This window comes from Streptomyces sp. NPDC002328, from assembly GCF_042890065.1.
In the GTDB taxonomy this organism is placed as follows: Bacteria; Actinomycetota; Actinomycetes; order Streptomycetales; family Streptomycetaceae; genus Streptomyces.
Map to the genome: position 1 here is coordinate 363,571 of NZ_JBIARQ010000002.1, position 17,850 is coordinate 381,420.

Here is a 17,850-nt window from a genome sequence, read left to right on the forward strand (position 1 = left end):
ATCAGGGTCCGACCAGGGTCATCCCGACTGCCGTCGAGGCGTCTCGCCCGCCACCATGGACTCATGACAGATCACCAGCACGCCGCGGACGCCGTGCCCGACGGGGGCGCCGCGCCCGACGCGGCCCACCCGTCCACCGGCGCCCCCGGCGCCGCAGGTGAGGAACCGCGCGCACACGGGCGGGCGGGCGCGACCTCACCCGAGGATCCCGGCCCTGCCGACCACCTCCCGCACCGGTTCCGCCGCGACCGCGAGCACAAGGTGCTCGCCGGTGTGTGCGCGGGACTCGGGCGGCAGTGCGACATGGACCCGGTGATCTTCCGGATCACGCTCGCCGTGCTCTCCGCGACGGGCGGCATCGGCCTCATCTTCTACGGCTTCGCCTGGCTCATCGTCCCGTACGGCGACGACGGCCAGAACGAGGTGCGCAGGCTCCTGACCGGCCGGGTCGACGGGCAGGCGCTGGCGGCCCTGCTGTTCGCGCTGGTCGGCTGCGGAGTGTTCCTGTCGATGCTGAACAACGGCGGCGTGCTGACCTTCGCCGTCGTCCTCTCCCTCCTCCTCGCCGGCGCGGCGTACTGGTCACGGCACCGGGACAACGCCGACACCGACCCGCTCGCCGCGCAGGCCGTGGCCGACGCCCCGCCGGAGGCCCAGGCGCCGCCGGTTCCCGCCGCCTACCCGTCCTGGTGGCGGGACCCCATCGTCAAGGACGGCACGCACGACGGCGGCACGGGCTATCTGTGGGGCCCCCGGGCCCCCGGGACCCCGGACGTCACGTCGGTCTTCGACGTCAGACTCGCCGGTCACAAGATCCCCTACGACCCCCTCCGCGCGCGCGGCCAGGCGATCCGGCAGCGCGGGCCCCGCTGGATCGGCGGCTGGCTCTTCCTGCTCGCCGCGCTCGCGGGCAGCTTCGTCACCCGGCTCACCTGGGACGAGCATCCGCTGGGCACCAGCCTCCAGGCGGGTCTGGCCACCGCACTCGTGATCCTGGGCGTGGGCATCGCGGTCAGCTCGTTCCTCGGGCGCACCGGCGCGGGCTCGGTGTTCCTGGCGGTGCTCACGGCGGCCCTGCTGGCCGGGTCGGCGGTCCTGCCCAAGGACATCGACACGCACTGGATGAACACGACCTGGCGGCCCACGGCGGTGACGGACGTGCACGAGAACTACGACCTCGGCACCGGCGAAGCCGTACTGGACCTGTCACGCGTGGACCTGGCGAAGGGTCAGACGGTGAGCACCGGCGCCGAGGTGGGGATCGGGCGGCTGAAGGTGGTCGTGCCGCCGGATGCGACGGTGAAGCTGAGCGTCGAGGTGGGCCTGGGCGACATCCGACTGCCGGGCGAGGACGAGAAGGACGTGGACGTGCAACCGGGCAAGCACACGGAGGTGACCCTGTCGCCGGCATCGGGCGGCGAGGGCGCCGGGACGATCGACCTCGACCTCCATGTCGGGGCGGGACAGGCGGAGGTGACCCGTGCTGCGTCATGAGTTCCGGCCGGGCCGGCTGGTCGCCGGCGTGGTCTTCACCCTCGCGGGCGTCATCTACGCGGGCGACGCGGGCGGGCTGTGGGACACCCCGTGGTTCGTGATGATCCCGGTCGTGGTGGGCGGGCTGTCCCTCGCGGGGGCGACGGGAATGCTGACCCGTTCCCTGCGCAGACGGCGCGGTCCGGCATCGGGGACGCCCGAGGCCGGACCGGGGACGGCGACCTGACGGCGGGGTTCAGCAGCCCCCGTTCGCTGCGGGGTTGAGCAGCCTCCCGCCGCTGCGGGGTCGAGCAGCCGCCCGTCGCAGCGGGGCTCAGTAGCCGCTCGCCCGCTGTCGCTTCCTCGTCCGCCAGGCCGCGTCCACGGAGAGGACGGGTGCGCCGGCGAGGACGAGGGGCAGCCAGGCCATCAGATAGGGGAGGTCGTTGCCGTAGTAGTAGGGGTCGGACGCCCAGCTCACCGTCAGCCACAGGCTGAGGGAGATCAGGGCACCGCCGAGGGCGGCCAGTCGGGCGAGGACGCCGAGCAGGGTGCCGATGCCGACGGCGAGTTCACCGAAGGCCATGGCGTAGCCGAAGCCGGACGGGCTCTTCAGGGCGAAGTCGACCAGGGCGGGGATGGCCGAGGAGTCGCGGACGGCGCGCATGGTGTCACCGATCGAGCCGGCGCCGCTGTCCTTGACGAAGGCGCTGTCGGTCAGCTTGTCGAGGCCGGCGTAGATGAAGGTGACGCCGAGGAAGACACGCAGGGGGAGGAGGGCGTACCGAGTGGCGGTGTCCCGCCAGTCGCCGCCGCCGTCGAGGGAGGGAGGGTGCGTGTCCGTCCGCATGCTGTGAGTCATCGCCCGTAGCCGCCTCTCGCCCGCCGTGGTGGACCCCTCGACAGACCTTACGTACCAAATGGGAGGTGCGCTCAGCAATGCGGCCGTTGAATTTCTCCGCGTCCCGGCGACGCCGTCGGGCTCGCCCGCTCGCGCTCTCTCCGGCGCTCCCGCCCGCGTCCTCTGCCGCGCGGAGCGCCTCAGTCGGTCACGTCGATCGCGTACCGGTTCGTCTCCACGCCCGCGGCGGTGACCACCTGGACGTCGACCCGTCCCGGCTCGACGTCCGCCGGGACCGGGACGGTCAGGACCGCGTCGGTCGGATTGCTGAAGCCGCCCGCGACGGGGACGAGGGGCACATGGACGTGGACGGCGCCGATGCGCACGACCATGCGGGAGAGCCGGTCGGCGGCCTGCGCGCCGGGCGGGACGAAGCCCGCGCCGCGGATCTCGATGTCGTCACCGGTGCGGATCGGGGCGTCCAGGTCGCCGGCCTCGCGGGAGCGGACGACGGAGAGGATCACGGGACGGCCGCCCTCCGCGTACTTGCCGGCGAGGTAGGTCGCGGCCGAGACCAGCACCACGACGGCGAGCCCCCAGGGCAGGTCGGGGAGTTGGTCGGGACGGCGGGCGAGGCGTACCGCGGCGAAGACCACGGCGACGGCGCTGATCACGACGTACTGGATGTCGGCGAAGGCGCCGCGGCCGGAGTCGTCGGTCAACAGGTCGGCCGCGCGGGGCCGGTGGGCGCGGACCTTCTGGAGCCGCTGACCGAGGACGCGCAGCCCGACCACCCGGCGCACCAGCACCGCGATCGCGCAGACCACGGCGAGGACGGTCACCACACCGGCCCCGCGCGCGAGGTCGAGTCCGGCGATCAGCGCGTCGCGCTCGCGGGAGTCGGAGGCGGCGGCGAGCCGGCCGACGAGGACCAGCACCGCGTACGCCACGAGCAGGACCCAGGCGGCGGCGATCGCGCGGGAGGTGGACAGCCGGTTGTCCTCGCCGATGACGGGGGCCAGCGCTCCGCCGCGCGCCCGGTGGAACCAGGAGGCCGCGGTGAGCGCGCCGGCGACGACGAGCGCGGCGAGCAGTCCCGCGGTGCGGGCCGTGCTCCAGCCCGCGCCGATCGCGGTGAGCGACTGCGCCAGCAGCAGCGTGACGACCGCCGCCCACACGGTGCACGCCGTGCGCAGCCAGAGGCGGGCGAGCCAGGCCTCGCCCTCGGCGCGACCGCGTTCGGCGACGAGTTCCGCCGACTGGGTCAGTTCCTCGGAGACCCACTGGCGGGACGCCGAGACCGAGTGGGCGACGGCGGCCGGCAGCCCCTGCCCGGCGGCGAACTCGTCGCGCTTCGACAGGAACGCGGCCACCGCGCGCCGGTGCCCCTCGCGTGCCCCGTGCGGGCAGTCCCCGCAGGTGCAGCCGCCGTCGTGCGCGCCCGTCTCCGGGCCCTGTCTCGCCTCCTGCACCGCCATGTCCGATGCCTGCCTTCCCCACGACCCTCACGACCGGCGGCCCTCGAACTCTCCGGCCGCCGCCCTGCGAACAACTCCCCTGCGATGAGAGCGAATTGTGCCCTACGGCACAGCGTCCGGTTTCGACAGGTCTGGTCAGCGCGGGTGAAGCGGGGTCCGCCGCGTTGACCCGGCTGCGAGAATTCCCTTATGGCCGAGATCATCCAGCGTGACGGGGCCTGGGCCTTCGACGGCACGACGGTCCGCATCACGCCGGGACGCCACCGCGGCGTGCCGCTGTTCCGGCAGACGTACGGGGAGATCGCCGTGCCCCTGGAGGCCGTCGCCGGTGTCGTCCACGAGCCCGAACGCAGGCGGGGCCGGCTGCGGTTGCGGCTGCGGGAGGGCGCCGATCCGCTGCTGCACGCGACGGGCGGGCGGCTGCCGGAGGCGGCGGACCCGTACCGGCTGCTGGTGGACGCCGACCGCGCCGGGATCGCGGAGTACGTCGCGGCGGAGATCCGGCACGCGCTGCTGCTCGACGCGGTGCCCAAGGAGCCGACCCGGGCGTTCCTGCTGCCCGGTCCGCCGGTGCCGGTCTCGGCCCGCTCCTCCGACGGCACGGTCTCCTTCGACGGCGGCCGGGTGCGCATCGACTGGGCCGACACGGCGGACCGGGTGAAGCGGGCGACGGGCCCGCGCGTCATCGGCCTCGGGGAGCTCGTGCAGGTGGAGTGGCTGCCCAACTCCGGACGCCAGGACGGCTTCCTGCGCTTCGTGACCGGTGACACGGCGTGCGCGAGGCTGCCGCCGGAGAAGGACCCGTACGCACTGGACCTGTGGGGCGGCGTCCACCGGGACCTGCTGACCGCGCTGGTGGCGACGGCGGTCACCGCACGACTGCCGCACCCGTCGACCCGCCCCGCCACAGCCGGCGCCCCCGACGACCGCCCCGCCGAAGACCTCTCCGCCGCCGTGCCCCCGCCGAGGACGGACCATCACGACGTGCTGCTGCGCCGGCTGCGGGAGTTGGGGCAGCTGTACCGGGACGGGGTGCTCACGGACGAGGAGTTCGCCCGGACGAAGGCGGTGGTCCTGCGGGGCTTCTGAAGTGCCGTGCGGGGCTTGTGGTTCTCAGGCGGGACGACGGATCACCCTCGCTTCGCCCTCGCTCAGGACAACAGGTCCGGCTCGCTCCGGCTGATGTCCTGCCACAGCGGCTGGTAGTTGATCCACGCCACGAGATCGCCGCCGAGCTGCTCCCGCGTCGCGACGGCGGCACGGTGGTCGATCAGCACGGGGCGCCCGGCGGCGCGGGCGGTCAGCTGGACCTGGCAGGACCGTTCCATCGACAGGAACCACCAGGCAGCCGCGTCCACCGAGTCGCCGACCGTCAGCAGTCCGTGGTTGCGCAGCACGAGCGCCTTGCGGCTGCCGAGCGCGGACGCGATGCGCCGGCCCTCCTCGGCGTCGACGGCGACGCCGGTGTAGGCGTCGTAGAGGGCATGGTCCTCGTAGAAGGCGCAGCTCTCCTGGGTGATCGGGTCCAGCAGTTCAGCGAGGGCGGCGAGGGCGCGGCCGTGCACCGAGTGGCAGTGGGCGACGGCGACGACGTCGGGCCGCGCGGCGTGCACCTGGGCGTGCACGGTGAAGGCGGCCTGGTTGACGTGATAGCCGCCCTCGACGACCTGCCCGTCGGCGTTGGCCAGCACCAGGTCGCTCACGGTGACGTGCTTGAACGGCATCCCGAACGGATTCACCCAGAAGCAGTCGCTGTACTCGGGGTCGCGTGCGGTGATGTGTCCCGATACCCCGTCCTCGAAGCCGAGCCGGCCGAAGATCCGCACAGCCCCGGCCAGCCGTTCCTTGCGGTGCCGCCGCTCGTCCTCGACCGACTCGTGCATCGGCGGCATGGCGAACCTCAACCGGTCGGTGGGCAGCGGGGCAGGCGAGGTGGGCCCGTGCATCGGTCCTCCAGACAGGGTTGCTTTACGGGGCGGAAGTTACCGTCGGTCAGCGCAGGAAAACAGGCTTGTTATGCAAACATGACGTGCGCCACCGCGACTCGACAGTGCACCACGGCGCATACCCGACAGGAGATGTCGGGTATCGGCGGCAGACTCGTCGTATGACTGTGGAACGTGGGACGTCGGGGCGTGCGGACGAAGCGGTGGGCTGGGCGGGGTTCGTGAGGGCCGAGCCCGAGTTCGCCGCTGTGGTGGAGGGGCGGTTCGGAGGGTTCGTCCATCATGTGGTGGCCACGTTGCGCAAGGACGGTTCGCCGCGTACCAGTGGGCTGGAGGTCCGGTTCTCCGGTGGGGAGTTGTGGCTCGGCATGATGTCGGGTTCGCTCAAGGCGCTCGATCTGCGGCGTGATCCCCGGTTCTCGCTCCAGGCCAATCCCGGGGAGGGGACCGGGATGGGCGGGGGCGACGTCCGGATCAGCGGGCGGGCCGTCGAGGTCGGGGACGACGAGGCGGCGAAGGCCGGATACGTGGAAGAGGCGGAACCGCCGGAGCCGTTCCACCTCTTCCGCACCGAGGTGACGGAGGTCGTGCGGACCTACGTCGAGGACGACACGTATCTGGTCGTCCAGGTCTGGAAGCCCGGAGAGCCGGTGCGGACTCTCAAGCGGACCTGAAACCAGTGGCGAGCTCTCCGAGAGCTGCTCCGGGAACTACTCCCACTCGATGGTGCCCGGCGGCTTCGAGGTGACGTCGACGACGACCCGGTTGACGTCGCGGACCTCGTTGGTGATCCGGGTGGAGATCTTCGCCAGGACGTCGTACGGGATGCGGGACCAGTCGGCGGTCATCGCGTCCTCGGAGGAGACCGGGCGCAGGACGATCGGGTGGCCGTAGGTGCGGCCGTCGCCCTGGACGCCGACGCTGCGGACGTCCGCGAGCAGGACGACCGGGCACTGCCAGATCTCGCGGTCGAGGCCGGCGGCGGTCAGCTCCTCGCGGGCGATGGCGTCGGCGTCGCGCAGGAGGTCCAGGCGCTCCTTGGTGACCTCGCCGACGATCCGGATGCCCAGGCCGGGGCCCGGGAACGGCTGGCGCTGGACGATCTCCTCCGGCAGGCCGAGCTCCTGGCCGACCATGCGGACCTCGTCCTTGAACAGCTTGCGCAGCGGCTCGATCAGCTTGAACTCGAGGTCCTCGGGCAGGCCGCCCACGTTGTGGTGGGACTTGATGTTCGCGGTGCCGGTGCCGCCGCCGGACTCGACCACGTCCGGGTACAGCGTGCCCTGGACCAGGAACTCCACGGCCGGGCCCTCGTCCGCGATGATCTCGGCCTGCGCCTGCTCGAACACGCGGATGAACTCGCGGCCGATGATCTTGCGCTTCTCCTCGGGGTCGGAGACGCCCTTCAGCGCGGTCAGGAACCGCTCCTCCGCGTCCACGACCTTCAGCTGCACGCCGGTCGCGGCCACGAAGTCCTTCTCGACCTGCTCGGTCTCGCCCTTGCGCATCAGACCGTGGTCGACGTACACGCAGGTCAGCTGGGAGCCGATGGCCTTCTGGACGAGGGCGGCGGCCACGGCGGAGTCGACGCCGCCGGACAGGCCGCAGATCGCGCGCCGGTCGCCGACCTGCTCGCGGATGGCCGCGACCTGCTCCTCGATCACGTTGCCCGTGGTCCAGGACGGGGCGAGGCCGGCGCCGCGGTAGAGGAAGTGCTCCAGGACCTGCTGGCCGTGCGTGGAGTGCATCACCTCGGGGTGGTACTGGACGCCGTACAGCTTCTTCTCGTCGTTCTCGAAGGCGGCGACCGGGACGACGTCCGTGGACGCCGTGACGGAGAAGCCCTCGGGGGCGGCGGAGCAGGCGTCGCCGTGCGACATCCACACGGCCTGCTCGGCGGGGGTGCCCTCGAAGAGGGTGGAGGAGACGCGGGAGACGTGCAGTTCCGTACGGCCGTACTCGCGGGCGCCGGTGTTGTCGACGGTGCCGCCGAGGGTCTGCGCCATCAGCTGGAAGCCGTAGCACATGCCGAAGACGGGGACGCCGGCCTCGAAGAGCGCGCGGTCGAGGCGGGGGGCGCCCTCCTCGTACACGGACGAGGGGCCGCCGGAGAGGATGATCGCCGCCGGGTTCTTGGCGAGCATCTCCGCCACCGGCATGGTGCTCGGCACGATCTCGCTGTAAACCCGGGCCTCGCGGACTCGACGGGCGATGAGCTGGGCGTACTGCGCGCCGAAGTCGACGACCAGGACGGTGTCGGGGGCGGCGGCAGCGGGAGTCGCTGATGACACGGGAGCCTTCCGGCGGTGGGGCGGGGTCTCTGTGCTGGCCAATTCTACCGGGGTGACCGTAGGGAAGGTCCCGTCACCGGGGGCTCCCGCCCCCGGCCCCCCGGCCTTCGCCCACCCACCGCCCGACTCGGTCGGCCGAGAACGAGCCGTGGCATACTGGCCGCATGCTCGCGCACACGACCTTCCTCTTTACCTATGGCACCCGGCCCGCCGGCTGCCATGGTCGTGCCGCTTGAGCTGAACGCCGAGCGACTTCCCAGGCGCCCCGGGCCGACAAGGCCCGGGGCGTCTGTCGTAGGTTCCGGGTCCTGCCGTTCCGGGGTGCTCCCGATCCAGCACAGGAGCCTCCATGACCACCACGACCTCCCTCGACGTGACCGGCGCCCGGACCTCCGAGGCCGCCGACGTGATCGGCGGCGCCCGTGAGCGCATCGACGCGCTCGACGACCGGATCATCGGTCTGATCCAGGAACGGATGGCCGTCTCGGCCGTGATCCAGGACGCCCGGATCGCCTCCGGCGGCCGGCGCGTGAACCTGTCCCGCGAGATGGAGATCCTCGGCCACTACAGCGAGGCCCTCGGCAAGCCCGGCACGTCCCTCGCGATGACGCTCCTCGAACTGTGCCGCGGTCGCATCTGAGTTCGGCGCCCCTCTCACCCGTACGGCGCGTGACCGGCCCCGGACGGCTTCGTTGGTCCCGGTGTCCGTTCCAGCCAGGGGCGGGCCCGGAAGAACCACGCGTGGCTCGCTGGAGCGATGAGACGTACGGATCGTGCCGTGCGTCGTGGGACCTCGCTCCAGGAAAGTGACCGGACGGCAGGGGACAGCAGCCCGGTCACCCAAGAGAACGGTCGGCCCCGGGGACGCCCGGGGCCGACCGGCGGAAACTGCAAAAATGCACAAAGGCTGGGTCAAACGGTTGCGGGCGCCGCGTTCATCCAGCACGATGCACAGAAAGCCCCGAACAGCACAACTGTCTTTCCGGGCCCCGCTTTACGGTGCGGTGTCCTGCTCTACCGCCAAAGGTCCAGACCTGTCGCACATCCCTTGTGCGCCGGGGCGGCGACCCGGCGCACACTCGGCCCGACGGCGCGGCGGTCACCCCCGCGTGAGCGGCCGACGGCACGACAAGCCAGCGGCGCAACCCCCCGGCGCCGCTCCCAAGCACCGGCGCTGCCCTGACGCCGGTGCTGACGAAAGAAGGGCCCCGCGGATCCGTCCCGCGGGGCCCTTCGCCATGTCGATTGCCATGCCGATCGCGACGCCGGAGCGATGTGACGCGCCGCACATAAAGATCCCGTGAGATCTGCACAACTGTTCACAGCTTTCACCCGTCACACCTACAGAACCAAGGATCACGCCTGCTCATCCCTGCTCTTTCGAGGTCTTCATGAAGCTCCGCCGCGCCATGGTCACCATGGCGGCGACCGCCGTCATCGCGCCGCTCGCCCTGCTGTCCGCGCCCGTCGCCTTCGCCGAGGACGGCGCGTCGCCGAGCGCGTCGGCGTCGGAGAGCTCCTCCGCCTCCGCCTCCGCCTCCGCTTCCGACACGACGAGCCCCAGCGCCTCCGAGTCCTCGACCTCGAGCCCGTCCGGCTCGGCCTCCGCGTCGGCGAGCGGAAGCGCGAGCGGTTCGCCGTCCGCCTCCGCCTCGGACTCCTCCGGCGGCAAGCCGACGCCTTCGACGAGCACGCCGGCCGACGAGGACATCTTCGACCCGGCGGAGGACTGCGAGTCGCTGGACCTGGACGAGAATCTCTCGGCGAACATCAAGGGCCTGCCGAACAAGATCGTCGCCGGTTCGGGCTGGCACGACTTCGAGTACGTCGTCGAGAACAACTCCAGCAAAGACCTCAAGAACGTGTACATGGAGGCCGGGCTGGAGTACGGCGACGACACGGACGTCTTCCTGACCGAGGGCCTCGCCGTCGTCCAGGTCAAGGAGGACGGCAAGTGGACCGACGCCTACCAGGAGTCCTACGAGGACGAGGACGGCAAGACGGTCAACCTCACGGGCACCTTCGTGGGACTGCTCGACGTGCTGGAGAAGGACAGCTCCGCCTCCCTCGACCTGCGGGTCAAGATCAAGGCGTCGGCGCCGGCCGGCTCGGCGTTCGCACTGAGCGCGGCCTTCTACGCCGGTGAGAACTCCTCCTGCTACTTCAACGGTGACCTCTACGACGTCGAGATCCTCGCCGCCGGCAGCAAGCCGGGCGACGTCGACGACGCCGAGCCCAACGGGAACAAGCCCACCGGCACGGAGGGCACCAAGACCCAGGGCGGCGCCAAGCCGATCAGCGGCAGCCTCGCCGAGACCGGCTCCGACTCCGCGCTGCCGATGATCGCCCTGGTCGGCGGTGTGACCGTCGTCGCCGGTGTCGGCGTGGTGTTCGCGGTGCGTCGCCGCAAGACGACGGTGGCGTGAACCTGAGCCGGCCCTGAGGGTCGGCCACGGACGAAGAGGGACCTGCACTCGGAGGGGGGCGCAGGTCCCTCTTTCATGTGCGCCCACCTCCGTGAGCCGACTCGCCGCCCCGGCGTCCTACTTCTTCGGCGGTACCGCCGGCATCCCCAGGAACGGCAGCCGCAGCGCGGCGAAGGCGTCCGCCGGGACCGCCGGCGTCTTCGGCTCGACCGGCTTCAGGCGTTCGTACGCCGCGCCCTGGGCCGGGCGCGGGTCCTCCTCGCCCTTGTTCGGCCAGTAGGACATCGCGCGCTCCGCCTGGGCGGTGATCGTCAGCGACGGGTTGACGCCCAGGTTCGCCGAGACCGCGGCGCCGTCGACGACGGAGATGCCGGGGTGGCCGTAGAGGCGGTGGTAGGGGTCGATGACGCCGTTCTCGCGGGAGGAGCCGATGGGGCAGCCGCCCAGGAAGTGGGCGGTGAGCGGGGTGCCCATCAGTTCGCCCACGTTGGAGCCGGCGAAGCCGTTGATGTCGGCGGCGATCGCTGAGGCCGCCTCCGAAGCCGCCTTGATCTGCTTGGGGTTGGGACTTCCGTGTCCCTGACGTGCCGTCAGCAGTCCCTTGCCGACGCCGTCCTGCTTCAGGTACGTCGTCAGCGAGTTGTCCAGCGACTGCATCACCAGGCCGATGATGGTCCGCTCCGACCAGCGCCGGTTGGACAGGGAGCGCAGGACGAGCAGCGGATGGCGGGCGGCGTTCGCCAGCCAGCCGGCCACCCTCGACGAGCCCTCGGCGTACGGCACTTGGAGGATGGACAGGCCGCCCATCGAGTTGGAGCCCTTGCCGTAGCGGACCGGCTCGATATGGGTGTTCTCGTCCGGGTGGATGGAGGAGGTGATGGCGACGCCGCGCGTGAAGTCGACCTTCTTGTGGCCCGTCGCCCTGCGGTAGCGGCGGTCGTCGGTCTGGGCGCCCACCAGCGCCTCGGAGTTGGTTCGGGTCAACTCGCCCAACCGGTCGGAGAGATGGGGAAGCCGGCCGGTCGCCTTCATGCGGTGCAGGAGGGTCTGGGTGCCGTAGGTGCCGGCGGCGAGGACGACCCTGCGGGCGGTGAAGGTGCGCCCCTTCGCCTTGCGGCGGTCGTCGGTGGGCAGGGTGGCGACCGCGTGGCCGCCGCGCGAGTCGTCGGTGACGGAGACGACCGTCGTCAGCGGGTGCACCACCGCGCCCGCCTTCTCCGCGAGGTACAGGTAGTTCTCGTTGAGGGTGTTCTTCGCGCCGTGCCGGCAGCCGGTCATGCACTCGCCGCACTCGGCGCAGGCCTTGCGGGCGGGCCCGACGCCGCCGAAGTACGGGTCCGGGACCTCCTCCCCCGGCTTCGCGCGCGCCGAGCCGTCGGCGTCCTGCCCGTCCCCGAAGAACACGCCGACCGGCGCCATGTGGAAGCTGTCCCCGACGCCCATCCGCTCGGCCGCCGCCTTCAGGTGCACGTCGGACGGGGTCGTCGTCGGGTTGAGGCGGACGCCGAGCATACGGCGGGCCTGGTCGTAGTACGGCTGGAGCTCGTCCTGCCAGTCGGTGATGTCCCGCCACTGCGGGTCCTCGAAGAACGGCTTAGGCGGGACGTAGAGGGTGTTGGCGTAGTTGAGGGAGCCGCCGCCCACGCCCGCGCCGGCCAGGACCATGACGTTGCCCAGCAGATGGATGCGCTGGATGCCGTAGAGGCCGAGCTTGGGCGCCCACAGGTAGTTCTTCAGGTCCCAGGAGTTCTTCGGGAGCGTGGCGCGGGTGAAGCGGCGGCCGGCCTCCAGGACGCCTACCCGGTAGCCCTTCTCCGTCAGGCGCAGGGCGGTCACCGAGCCGCCGAAGCCGGAGCCGACGACGATGACGTCGTAGTCGTAAGCGTCCTGGGACACGTGCTCTCCTCGTTGAGAACGGGTGCTGTCTAGCGGAAGCGGAACGCCTTCATCACCCGCAGGCTCCGGGTCATGAACTCCGCGTACTTCTCGTCGTCCATGCCGAGCGCGGGCGCCAGCGGCAGCAGCCGCTGCTGGGCGATCGTCTGGGCCTCGGTGTACTTGAGGATGCCCTCGGAGCCGTGCCGGCGGCCGAGGCCGGAGTCCTTCATGCCGCCCATGGGGGACTGGACGCTGCCGTAGGCGGGCGCGTAGCCCTCGTTGACGTTGACCGTGCCGGTGCGGATCCTGGCGGCGACCTCGCGGCCACGGCGGGCGTCCTTCGTCCACACGGAGGAATTCAGGCCGTACGGCGTGGAGTTGGCGAGCTCGACGGCCTCGTCGTCGGTGCGGAAGCGGTAGATCGAGACGACCGGGCCGAAGGTCTCCTCGGTGCAGACCGACATGGGCTCGGTGACGCCGTCCAGGATGGTCGGTTCGAAGAAGTACGGGCCGACGTCCGGGCGGGCGACGCCGCCGGCGACGAGCTTCGCGCCCTTGGCCACGGCCTCGTCGACATGCCGGCGCACGGTCTCCAGCTGGCGTTCGCCGACCAGGGAGCCCATGTCGGCGCCGTAGGCCAGGGAGGTGCCGAGGCGCATGCCCTTGGTGCGGGCGGCGAAGCGGTCCACGAAGGCCTCGGCGATCGACTCGTGGACGTACAACCGCTCGATGGATATGCACAGTTGGCCCGCGGAGGAGAAGCAGGCGCGGACCGCGCCCGCGGCGGCCTTCTCGATGTCGGCGTCCTCCAGGACCAACATGGCGTTCTTGCCGCCGAGTTCGAGGGAGACGCCGATCAGCCGGGCGGCGGCGCCCTGCGCGACCTCGCGGCCGGTGCGGGTGGAGCCGGTGAAGGAGACGTAGTCGGCGTGCTTGACGACCTCGGGGCCGACGACCGGTCCCTCGCCGAGCACGACCTGGAACACCTCGGCGGGCAGGCCGGCCTCGATGAGCAGGTCACGGGCCCACAGGGCGGTGAGGCAGGTCTCGGTGTCCGGCTTCATCACGACGGCGTTGCCCGCGGCGAAGGCGGGGAGGGCGTCGCCGACGGACAGTTCCAGCGGGTAGTTCCAGGGGGCGATCTGGCCGACGACGCCGCGCGGGTGGCGCAGCTCGGTGACCTTCGTCAGGGTCGGCATGGCGCCCGCGTGCCGCTTGGGCCTGAGGTAGGCGGGGGCCTTGCGGCCGTAGTGGCGGGCGGCGACGGCGACCGACTGCACCTCCTCGTGGGCGTGGAGGCGCGCCTTGCCGGTCTCCAGCTGGATCAGGTCCAGGATCTCGCCCTGGCGGGCCAGCACCAGGTCGTGGAAGCGGAGCAGGACCGCGGCGCGCTCACGCACCGGGACCTGCGCCCAGACCCGCTGGGCGGCGCGGGCCGCCGCGAACGCCTTCTCCACGTCCTGCGGGGTGGACTCCGGCAGGTCGGCGAGCTTCTCGCCGGTGAACGGCGTGTGGTTGGCCGTGCGCCCGGAGCCCACGACGTCCTTGGTCAGCTGCGCGATGAGCTGGGGGGTGACCACGTCCGCGGCGGTGCGGACGCCCGTGGGGGCGGGGGCGAGGGGGTTGGTACCGGCCGTGGTCGTGGTGCCGGTCTTTTCCGGGGCCTGCGAGTCCGTCATGAGGCGCAGAGTATGACGCGCGCGAGGCTTTTGGTACCCGTCGGTAATAGTCATTCACCGGGCGCGCACACGACGCCAGTGGTCACTGGCAACAAAGCCGCTGATCAGGCGGGGTGCCTCAGGGTGCGCCGATCCGGAGACGGTCGCGGGCCGACTCGAAAACCTCCATGCCGCGTCGCTCGTCCGCCGTCCCCTTGGGCATGTCCACCCGCAGTTCGTACATGCGGCGGTCGTCGGTGAGGACGAACAGTTCGACGACGCGGGACGGGCGGTCGGCGGGGCCGCGGGCGGTGTCGGCGAGGACGGCGTCGTAGCCGTGGAGGCTCGTGCCGGTGGTCAGCGTCCGCGCGCCGCCCTCCGCCCCGCTCCACGCCTCGCGCGCCTGCGCGGCCCGCTCCGCCGGGGAGGCGGGCGCCCGGTCCCACTGCGTGAGCCGTACGACGACGGCCCCGGCCGAGTAGACCGCGAACCGCGGCTGCGGCCCGCCGCCGCTCGCGCCCTGCGGGCCGGTCTCGCGGAAACCGGCGGGGAGGGAGAGGACGGCGTCCATGGCGGGCTGCGGGTGAGCGATCCAGGGGGTGGCGGCAGGGGTTGAGGTAGGGGTGGGGGTGGAGGTGACGGCCGGGGTGGTGGCGGGCGCGGGGGTGGAGGTGGCGGCCGGTGCGGGGGCCGCGGTGCCGGCGGCTCCCGTCCGCTCCGTGCTCGCCCCGCTGTCGGGCTCGCCCAGGAAGGACGTCCCCAGCCAGGCGCCACCGGCGAGGAGGAGGGTGAGGAAGGTCAGGGGGAGGGTGCGGCGGGAGCGGGACGGCGGCGGTGCCGTCTCGGGGGCAGGGCGGCCGGGGGACGATTCCACCTCTGGGGCAGGGCGGCCGAGGGACGATTCCGCATCGGGGGCGGGGCGGCCGGGGGACGGTGCCGCATCGGGCGTCGGCGGGCCGGCATCCGGCGTCGGCCGGCTGGAGGGCGGGGCGGCTGCCTGCTCGGGGGATCGTGCCGGTCGGGGCGGCTCGGAGGAGGGTGCCGTGTCCCGTCCGGGCGGGAGCGCCCCGGGGTCCGGCGGCGTCCGCCCCTCCGCCGCCTCCAGCGCCACGGCGACCTCGGCCGCGGACGGCCTCCGCTCGGGGTCCCGCTCCAGCAGCCGTACGAGCAGGGGCCCCAGCGGCCCGGCCTGCTTCGGCGCGGGCGGCTCCGCGTCGGGGGTGTCCTGCGGGACCGTACGGCGGAACGGGGGACGCCCCTCGACGGCGGCGTACAGCAGCACTCCGAGCGACCACAGATCGGAGGCGGGCCCGGCGGCCCCCAGCCCGTCCGTCCGCTCGGGCGGCACCACGAACTCCGGCGGGACGACGAAGTCGCCCTGCGAAGCGGCGAGTTGCTCGACGAACCCGCCTGCCGGTTCCTCGCCGTGGGCGTCCGCTATGCCGAAGTCCGTCAGGACCACTCTGCCGTCCGGGGCGAGCAGGACGTTCGTGGCTTTCACGTCTCGGTGGACTATGCCCACGGCGTGCGCCGCGCGCAGTGCGCCCAGGACCGCGAGGCCGATGCGGGCGGCCTCGGGTGGGGGGAGGGGGCCTCGGCGCAGGGCGTCGTGGAGGGACTCGCCTCGGATCGACTCCATGACGATCCAGGGCAGTCCGTCCTGGCGGCCCTCGTCCTCCTCCATCACCACGTCGTGGATGGCGACCGCGGAGGGGTGGTCGACGCGGGCGGCGGCGCGTGCCTCCCGGTAGAGGCGGTGGGCGGCCCTGCGATGGGCCTCGTCCTCGGGATCGTCGGGCAAGTGCGGGCGTTTGACGGCTACTTCGCGTTCGCCGACCTCGTCGTGCGCCCGCCAGACGGTGCCGGTGACGCCGGAGCCGATGCGTTCGAGCAACCGGTAACGCCCGCCGACCATCCGGCCCTTGTCGCCTCCGGGCTCCCCGTCGTAGCTCATGTCCCATGACTACCACGGCGACCCGCCGCCGGACGCTACAACGTGTCGAGCTCCAGGCCCGCGATCGCCGTCCGCACCACCTCGCGGCAGCGCTCGGTGAATTCGCCCGCGCCCGGACAGGCCACGGTGAGCTTGCACATGATATGCGTCACGCCGGTACGAGGGTGTCGACCGCGACGTCGAAGTACTCCCGTGCCTCCCGCGCCCTGCCGACCGGCGCCGACACCCACACGTCGTACATCCGGCCGCCCTCCTCCCAGCACAGGTCGTAGGTGTGCCGGGGGCCCTCCGCCGCGCTGAAGCCGTTCCAGGTGAACTCCCAGAGAGCGGCGGGGCGTCCGTCGCGCGTGGTCTCGGTGACCCGGCCGTCGCGGTAACCGGGGTTGGTGGCCGCGCCCTCGGCGGCGGCGCGCCGCATCACGGCCAGCGGGCCGCCCTCCTGTGGGGCGGAGACCTTGATGCCGAGGCGGAAGGTCCCGCCCGGGGACAGGTAGAAGATGCGCTCGCCCTGCGGGACGCGGGTGAACCCGTCCGGCACGGCGAGCGCGAACCCGGCGGGGTCGTCGGCGACGCGGTAACCGGAGGGAGCGGAGGGCCGCTCCCCCGCGGATGCCGAGGAACTCCCTGTCGAGGAACCCCCGGTCGAGGACGCGCCCGCCGTCGAGGACGTACCCGTCGGCGAAGCGCCCGTGGGCAGTCCCGGCGCGGAGCTCGTCGTCGAGCCGCCGCCCCCGTCGCCGTCCCGGTCCACCAGCAGCGCCACCGCGGACACCCCGGCCCCCGCCATCGCGGCGACCAGCAGCGCCGCCACCAGCATGCCCCGCGGGGAGCGTTCCCGGCCGCCGGGCCCGCCCGCTCCGCCCTCCGGGAGCGAGGGCTGCCCCAACGGCAGGTCGGCCTGCGTCGGCGTGTATCCGACCCCCGCTCCCGCCCGCGCCCCACCGGCTCGCGCCGCCCCGACCCGCGCCGTCCACGCCGACGGCGTACGCCCCGAGTTCCGCCACGCCGACCCCGTGCGCCCGGTGTCCCGATGCGCCGTCGGTGTGCGCCCGGTGTCCAGGAAGGCGCGCAGCATCCGCTCCGCCTCCGCCGCGTCCAGCCGCCGGTCCGGGTCCCGCTCCAGCAGCCCCCGTACGACGGGCAGCAGCGGCGCGGCCTGCGGCGGCGTCCGGATGTCGGCGAAGACGACGGCGTGCAGGATGCCGCCCAACGAGTCGCGGCGGAACGGCGATTCACCGCTGAGCGCAGTGCACAGCAGCGCGCCCAGCGACCACAGGTCGGAGGCGGGGCCGGTCCGCTCCCCCGACATCCGCTCGGGCGCGGTGTACTCGGGCGAGCCGACGAACGAACCGGTCTCGGTGAGCGTGGTGGCCCCCGCGACCTGGGCGATCCCGAAGTCGGTGAGGACGGCACGGCCGGTGCCGGACTCGATCAGGACGTTGGCGGGCTTGATGTCCCGGTGCAGCACGCCGGCCGCGTGCGCGGCGCGCAGGGCTCCGAGCAGATCCGCGCCGATCCGGGCCGCCTCGCGCGCCTCCACGGGGCCGCTCTCGGCGATCCGGTCGGCGAGCGAGCCGCCGTCGATCAACTCCATGACGATATAAGGGCGTTCGTCCTCCACGACGACGTCGTGCACGACGATGATGTGCGGGTGGCTCAACTGGGCGACCGCGCGGGCCTCGCGCAGCGTCCGGTCGCGGCGGCCACGGGCCTCCTGCTCGGACAGCGCGTCGTCCTGGACCAGTTCCTTGACGGCGACACGCCGTCCCAACAGCCGGTCCGTGGCCCGCCAGACGACGCCCATGCCACCGCGCCCGAGCCGTGTCTCCAGCCGGTAGCGGCCTGCGATGACCCGGCCGTCGTCCCCCTCGGTCCCCATGCGCCCCATCATGCCGCACCGGATGC

Annotated in this window: 14 protein-coding genes; 6 read left to right on the forward strand and 8 right to left on the reverse strand. The window is 72.6% G+C overall.

Translation table 11 applies throughout. From position 1 onward, the window contains the following. Positions 1–63: 63 nt before the first annotated feature. Together ACFYX4_RS07960 and ACFYX4_RS07965 are read left to right on the forward strand one after the other, a co-directional pair. Positions 64–1,494, forward strand: coding sequence for a PspC domain-containing protein (locus ACFYX4_RS07960; protein WP_389327733.1), 1,431 nt, complete (start codon positions 64–66; stop codon positions 1,492–1,494). Next, positions 1,481–1,720 (forward strand): hypothetical protein, encoded by a 240-nt coding sequence (locus tag ACFYX4_RS07965; protein WP_389327736.1) that lies wholly within the window; start codon positions 1,481–1,483, stop codon positions 1,718–1,720. The genes ACFYX4_RS07960 and ACFYX4_RS07965 overlap by 14 nt, the downstream gene beginning before the upstream one ends. A gap of 87 nt (positions 1,721–1,807) precedes the next feature. Here the strand turns inward: ACFYX4_RS07965 and ACFYX4_RS07970 are convergent, their stop codons facing one another. Both ACFYX4_RS07970 and ACFYX4_RS07975 read right to left on the reverse strand, forming a co-directional pair. Further along, complete coding sequence (locus ACFYX4_RS07970; RefSeq protein WP_389327739.1) at positions 1,808–2,335, reverse strand: DoxX family protein; 528 nt, start codon at positions 2,333–2,335, stop codon at positions 1,808–1,810. A gap of 179 nt (positions 2,336–2,514) precedes the next feature. Further along, the gene (locus tag ACFYX4_RS07975) at positions 2,515–3,792 is read right to left on the reverse strand and encodes a hypothetical protein (RefSeq protein WP_389327742.1); all 1,278 of its coding nucleotides are present in this window, start codon (positions 3,790–3,792) and stop codon (positions 2,515–2,517) included. Positions 3,793–3,981: 189 nt separating this feature from the next. Between ACFYX4_RS07975 and ACFYX4_RS07980 the strand changes: the two genes are divergently transcribed. Beyond that, positions 3,982–4,881 carry a DUF4429 domain-containing protein gene (locus tag ACFYX4_RS07980; protein ID WP_389327745.1) on the forward strand — a complete coding sequence of 300 codons (900 nt, stop codon included), beginning with the start codon at positions 3,982–3,984 and terminating at the stop codon, positions 4,879–4,881. Positions 4,882–4,943: 62 nt separating this feature from the next. On the opposite strand, the gene ACFYX4_RS07985 is transcribed toward ACFYX4_RS07980, so the two are convergent. Next, positions 4,944–5,738 carry a class II aldolase/adducin family protein gene (locus tag ACFYX4_RS07985; protein WP_389327748.1) on the reverse strand — a complete coding sequence of 265 codons (795 nt, stop codon included), beginning with the start codon at positions 5,736–5,738 and terminating at the stop codon, positions 4,944–4,946. 161 nt (positions 5,739–5,899) lie between these two features. On the opposite strand from ACFYX4_RS07985, the gene ACFYX4_RS07990 reads away from it, so the two are divergent. Beyond that, a complete protein-coding gene (locus ACFYX4_RS07990) occupies positions 5,900–6,412 on the forward strand; it encodes a pyridoxamine 5'-phosphate oxidase family protein (RefSeq protein ID WP_389327751.1) in 513 nt (170 codons plus the stop codon). Positions 6,413–6,448: 36 nt separating this feature from the next. Here the strand turns inward: ACFYX4_RS07990 and guaA are convergent, their stop codons facing one another. Then, entirely contained in the window at positions 6,449–8,029 is a 1,581-nt protein-coding gene (gene guaA, locus ACFYX4_RS07995) for a glutamine-hydrolyzing GMP synthase (protein ID WP_389327755.1), read from the reverse strand. Positions 8,030–8,378: 349 nt separating this feature from the next. On the opposite strand from guaA, the gene ACFYX4_RS08000 reads away from it, so the two are divergent. Further along, on the forward strand, positions 8,379–8,669 hold the full coding sequence (locus ACFYX4_RS08000) for a chorismate mutase (protein ID WP_389327759.1): 291 nt from the start codon (positions 8,379–8,381) through the stop codon (positions 8,667–8,669). Positions 8,670–9,420: 751 nt separating this feature from the next. After that, positions 9,421–10,455, forward strand: a complete 1,035-nt coding sequence (locus ACFYX4_RS08005; protein WP_389327762.1) for an LAETG motif-containing sortase-dependent surface protein — start codon at positions 9,421–9,423, stop codon at positions 10,453–10,455. A gap of 117 nt (positions 10,456–10,572) precedes the next feature. Here ACFYX4_RS08005 and ACFYX4_RS08010 read toward each other — a convergent pair whose 3' ends face one another. The 4 genes from ACFYX4_RS08010 to ACFYX4_RS08025 form a co-directional block, all read right to left on the reverse strand. Further along, entirely contained in the window at positions 10,573–12,351 is a 1,779-nt protein-coding gene (locus ACFYX4_RS08010; RefSeq protein ID WP_389327765.1) for a GMC family oxidoreductase N-terminal domain-containing protein, read from the reverse strand. A gap of 29 nt (positions 12,352–12,380) precedes the next feature. Further along, positions 12,381–14,012 (reverse strand): succinic semialdehyde dehydrogenase, encoded by a 1,632-nt coding sequence (locus tag ACFYX4_RS08015; protein ID WP_389327767.1) that lies wholly within the window; start codon positions 14,010–14,012, stop codon positions 12,381–12,383. A gap of 118 nt (positions 14,013–14,130) precedes the next feature. Continuing rightward, complete coding sequence (locus tag ACFYX4_RS08020; RefSeq protein ID WP_389327770.1) at positions 14,131–15,945, reverse strand: protein kinase; 1,815 nt, start codon at positions 15,943–15,945, stop codon at positions 14,131–14,133. A 148-nt stretch (positions 15,946–16,093) separates the two neighbouring features. Continuing rightward, positions 16,094–17,824 (reverse strand): serine/threonine-protein kinase, encoded by a 1,731-nt coding sequence (locus tag ACFYX4_RS08025; protein WP_389327772.1) that lies wholly within the window; start codon positions 17,822–17,824, stop codon positions 16,094–16,096. Positions 17,825–17,850: the final 26 nt, after the last annotated feature.